The 4,058-nt window shown below is 72.6% G+C and carries 4 protein-coding genes; 3 read left to right on the forward strand and 1 reads right to left on the reverse strand.

From position 1 onward, the window contains the following. On the reverse strand, positions 1 to 704 hold a 704-nt coding region (locus ACWCSD_RS49125; RefSeq protein ID WP_449926163.1), incomplete at its 3' end, for an aminotransferase class I/II-fold pyridoxal phosphate-dependent enzyme. A 40-nt stretch (positions 705 to 744) separates the two neighbouring features. Here ACWCSD_RS49125 and ACWCSD_RS49130 point away from each other — a divergent pair. From ACWCSD_RS49130 to ACWCSD_RS49140, 3 genes are all read left to right on the forward strand, one after another. After that, positions 745 to 2,451: an alpha/beta hydrolase gene (locus ACWCSD_RS49130; protein WP_449926166.1), complete on the forward strand. Its 1,707-nt coding sequence runs from the start codon at positions 745 to 747 to the stop codon at positions 2,449 to 2,451. After that, positions 2,448 to 3,389 carry a DUF418 domain-containing protein gene (locus ACWCSD_RS49135; RefSeq protein ID WP_449926169.1) on the forward strand — a complete coding sequence of 314 codons (942 nt, stop codon included), beginning with the start codon at positions 2,448 to 2,450 and terminating at the stop codon, positions 3,387 to 3,389. The genes ACWCSD_RS49130 and ACWCSD_RS49135 overlap by 4 nt, the downstream gene beginning before the upstream one ends. Continuing rightward, a partial coding sequence (locus tag ACWCSD_RS49140) for a carbon-nitrogen hydrolase family protein (RefSeq protein ID WP_449926172.1) occupies positions 3,349 to 4,058 on the forward strand: 710 nt, incomplete at its 3' end. The genes ACWCSD_RS49135 and ACWCSD_RS49140, both read left to right, overlap by 41 nt.

Genomic DNA, 4,058 nt, shown 5'->3' on the forward strand with positions numbered 1-4,058 from the left:
AGGAACACGCTGCGCAGCGTCGGGATGCGCAGCATGTGGACGTTGCGGCCGACGTTGGGGACGTGCTCGACGCCGTCGAAGGTGAGGTGCTCGTAGACCTCGTCGGTGATCGCGATCAGGCCGTGTTCCTGGCACAGCTCGGCGATGACCGTCAGCTCGTCCCTGGTGAAGACCGTCCCCGTCGGGTTGTGCGGTGAGTTGACCAGGATCGCCCGGGTACGCGGCGTGACGGCGGCGCGCAGCTCGTCGGGGTCGAAGGTGAAGCGGCCGTCCACCGGACGCAGCGTCACCGCCGCGAGCCTGGCCTGGGCCAGCGCGATCGAGGCCGCGTAGGAGTCGTAGTACGGCTCGAACGCGATCACCTCGTCGCCCGGCTCGCACAGCGCCAGCACGCTCGCCGCGATGGCCTCGGTGGCGCCCACGGTGACCAGCACCTCGGCCGCCGGGTCGTAGTCGAGCCGGTAGTGGGCCATCCGGTGCTCCGAGACCGCCTGCCGGAGCTCCAGCACCCCAGGCCCCGGCGGGTACTGGTTGGCGCCCGAGGTGATCGCCTGCACGGCGCGGTCGAGCATGGCGGCCGGGCCGTCGGTGTCAGGGAAGCCCTGTCCGAGGTTGATGGACCCGGTCTGCACGGCGAGCGCGCTCATCTCGGCGAAAATCGTCGTGCCGAAGGCGCGCATCCTGGAAACAAGTGGTTCGGTCACGCCCCCACACTATTAGTCTCGTCTCGTGATCATCCGGGTCGTGCTAGCCCTCGCCCTGAGCGTTCCCCTCGTCACGCCTGCCACGCCTCCTCCCGTGGAGTCCGCGCCCTGCCCGGTCGCCGTGCCGGAGCACACCGTCTGCGGGTTCCTGCTGGTCCCCGAGCGCCGCGACACGCCGGGCCGGACCATCAAGGTCGGGTACGCCGTGCACACCTCGACGGCCGCCGGCCGCAAACCCGATCCGATCGTCTACATGGGCGGCGGGCCGGCGTCGTCGTCGCTGCAGCTCACCGGGTTCCTGAGCCAGATGTTCCCCGACCGCGACGTGGTGACGATCGAGCAGCGCGGCGGGAAGTACTCCCGTCCGGTGCTGGGCTGCCCCGAGACGGCCGAGGCGCTGCTCGGACGGCTGCGCAGACCGCCCGCCGACGTGGGCGCGGCGGCCCGGCGCTGCCGCGCCCGCCTCCAGGAGCAGGGCGTCGACCTGCGCGGCTACAACACCAAGGAGATCGCCGCCGACGTGGTCGCCCTGCGCCAGGCGCTCGGATTCCCCTCCTGGAACCTGTTCGGCGTCAGCTACTCCACCCGCGTCATGGCCGACGTCGCCGCGGCCGACCCGCAGGGCGTGCGGTCGGTCGTGCTGGACTCGTTCCTGCCCGAGTCCGTGGCCTGGTACGACGACGCCGACCGCAACCTGGGCGACACCGTGGCCGCGCTCGGCGTGGGCGACGCCTTCGACCGGGTGGTGGCCGGGCTCAACCGCTCCCCCGCCCGGGTGCCGACCACCGATCCGCTGCTCGGCCGGCCGTTCACGGCGACGATGTCCGGCGACGACGTGGCCACCGTCCTGGCCGAGGCGCTGCACGAGGCGGACGTGTCGGCCGTGGCGCCCGCGCTGGTCGGCGGGCTGGCCGAGGGGCACGACGAGCTGCTGCGGCCGCTGGCCGACGCGGTGGGCGAGGGGCTGGTGTCGCACGAGTTCGGGCTGTACCACGCGGTGCAGTGCCAGGACGAGGTGCCGTTCAACACTTTCACCACCAAATCCCGACTTTTCACGGTAAACGCGGACAAAGCGGTGTGTGATGCGTGGCAACTTCCCAGATCCGCCCCCGTGAACGCCGTCCCCAAGGCCCCCGTCTACGTCGTCGGCGGCGATCGGGACCCCACCACCCCCGTCAGGACGGCCGGGCCCGCCGCCGAAGCCATCCCCGGCGCCCGGTTCGAGACGTTCCGCGGCAGCCACGCCGTCTTCCTCACCAGCGCGTGCGCCAGGAAGCACATCGCCGAGTTCGTCGAGTCCCCCGGCGGCGTGTCGCCGAAGCCGTGCGAGCCCGACCCGGGTCTGCGGCCCACGCTCCGGCTCGCCGACACGCACGTCACCGGCGCGCCGTACCGGATCTCGCAGGCGCCCTGGCTGGCCGCGCCCTTCGCGCTGTTCGCGCTCGTCTCGCTCGTCCAGCTCGCCGCGGGAGCGCTGCGCGGCAGGTCGGCGACCGCCTTCGCGGGGCTGGCGGGCGTGGCGTTCGCCGGGCTGACCGGCCAGGCCGTCTACGGTATGGCGAGCAGGAACGAGACGGCCCTGGCCGTCGGCGTCCCCGCCCCGGTCGGCGGCCTGTACACGTGGATCGCGGCGGCCTCGGCCGTGCTGAGCGTCGCGGCCCTGTTCCACGCACGGCGGTGGCCGCACATCGTGGCGGCGGTCACCGGCGCCGGATTCCTCGTATGGTGGTTCACCTGGTTCCTGTGACGCGCATCCGTGAGCTGGACGCCCTCCGCGGCTTCGCGGTGGGCGGCATCATGCTGGTCAACGCCTGGCAGCACGCGAGCCACGAGCCCTACACCGGCATCGACCGCACGATCGAGGCGCTGTTCCAGAGCCGCTTCTACCCGATCTTCTCGCTGCTGTTCGGCATCAGCTTCGTGCTGTTCCTCGACCGTTCGGGAAGCCGCTGGGCGCTGGCCCGCCGGCTGGCCTGGCTGGCCTGCTTCGGCCTGCTCCAGCACACCTTCTACGAGGGCGAGGTGCTGACCGACTACGCCCTCTACGGCCTGGTGGTGCTGCTGCCGGCCTCGTTCCTGCCGGGCGGCCTGCCGGTGCTGGCGCTCGGCGTCGCGGCGACCGTCTGGGCCACCTTCCACGGCGCGGGCCCGTCGCTCATCCCCGGGCTGTTCCTGGTCGGCATGGGGCTGATGCGGCTGCGCCCGCCGCGGAGCCTGCTGGCCCCCGTGTTCGCGGCCTCGGCGCTGACCTCCCTGGTGCTGACGGTCACCTGGGCGGGCGTCGCGGAGGCGCCGGGGGCGGGCGACTGGACCGTCTACAGCGTGGCCGCGCTGTCGGGGGCGGCGGCGTACGCCAGTGGGCTGCTGCTGGCGCTGCGGCCGTGGTCCTCGGCCCTGCTGGAGCCGCTGGGCCGGATGGCGCTGACGAACTACGTCACCGGCACGGCGGTGATCGCGCTGTGCACGGTCCCGCTGAAGACCGGCGACACCCGCTGGCCGGTGCTCGCGGTGGCGCTGACCACCGTGGTGGCGCAGACGTTGTTCAGCGGCTGGTGGCTCACCAGATTTCGGTACGGCCCACTTGAGTGGATCTGGCGGTGCCTGACCTGGTTTCGACTGGTGCCCAACCGGTTAGAGTCGGGCCGTGACCACAATCGCCCTCTGCCAGATTCCGGTCTCTCCTGACCCGGCCACCAACCTCAAGAGGGCCAGGGAGGCGCTCGCCCGCGCCGAGGGGGCCGACCTGGCGATCTTCCCCGAGGCCACGCTCACCCGTTACGGCAGGCGCGTCACCGAGCTGGCCGAGCCGCTCGACGGGCCGTTCGTGTCCGGGCTGGCGGAGGCGGCCCGGACCCACGGCCTGGCGGTGATCGCCGGCGTGTTCGAGCCGGGCGAGGGCCCGGCCGGCGCGAAGGTGCACAACACGGCCGTGGCGATCGGCCCCGACGGCGGGATCAAGGCCGCCTACCGGAAGATCCACCTGTTCGACTCCTTCGGCTCCAAGGAGTCCGACCTGGTGGCGCCGGGCGCCGAGCCGGCCGTGGTCGAGCTGGCCGGGCTGCGCGTCGGGCTGGTCACCTGCTACGACATCCGCTTCCCCGAGCTGACCAGGGCGCTGGTCGACAAGGGCGCCGACCTGTTCGCGGTGATCGCCGCCTGGGGGTCGGGCCCGCTGAAGGAGGACCATTGGGTCACGCTGGTCCGCGCACGGGCCCTGGAGAACACGATGTGGACGGCCGCCGTCGGCCAGGCGCCCAACCCGGAGGAGTCGAAGGACGGGTTCGGCGTGGGCCGCAGCATGCTGGTCGACCCGCTCGGAGTGGTCCGGGCCGACCTCGGCACCGGTCCGGGGGT

Source organism: Nonomuraea sp. NPDC001684 (assembly GCF_053596515.1).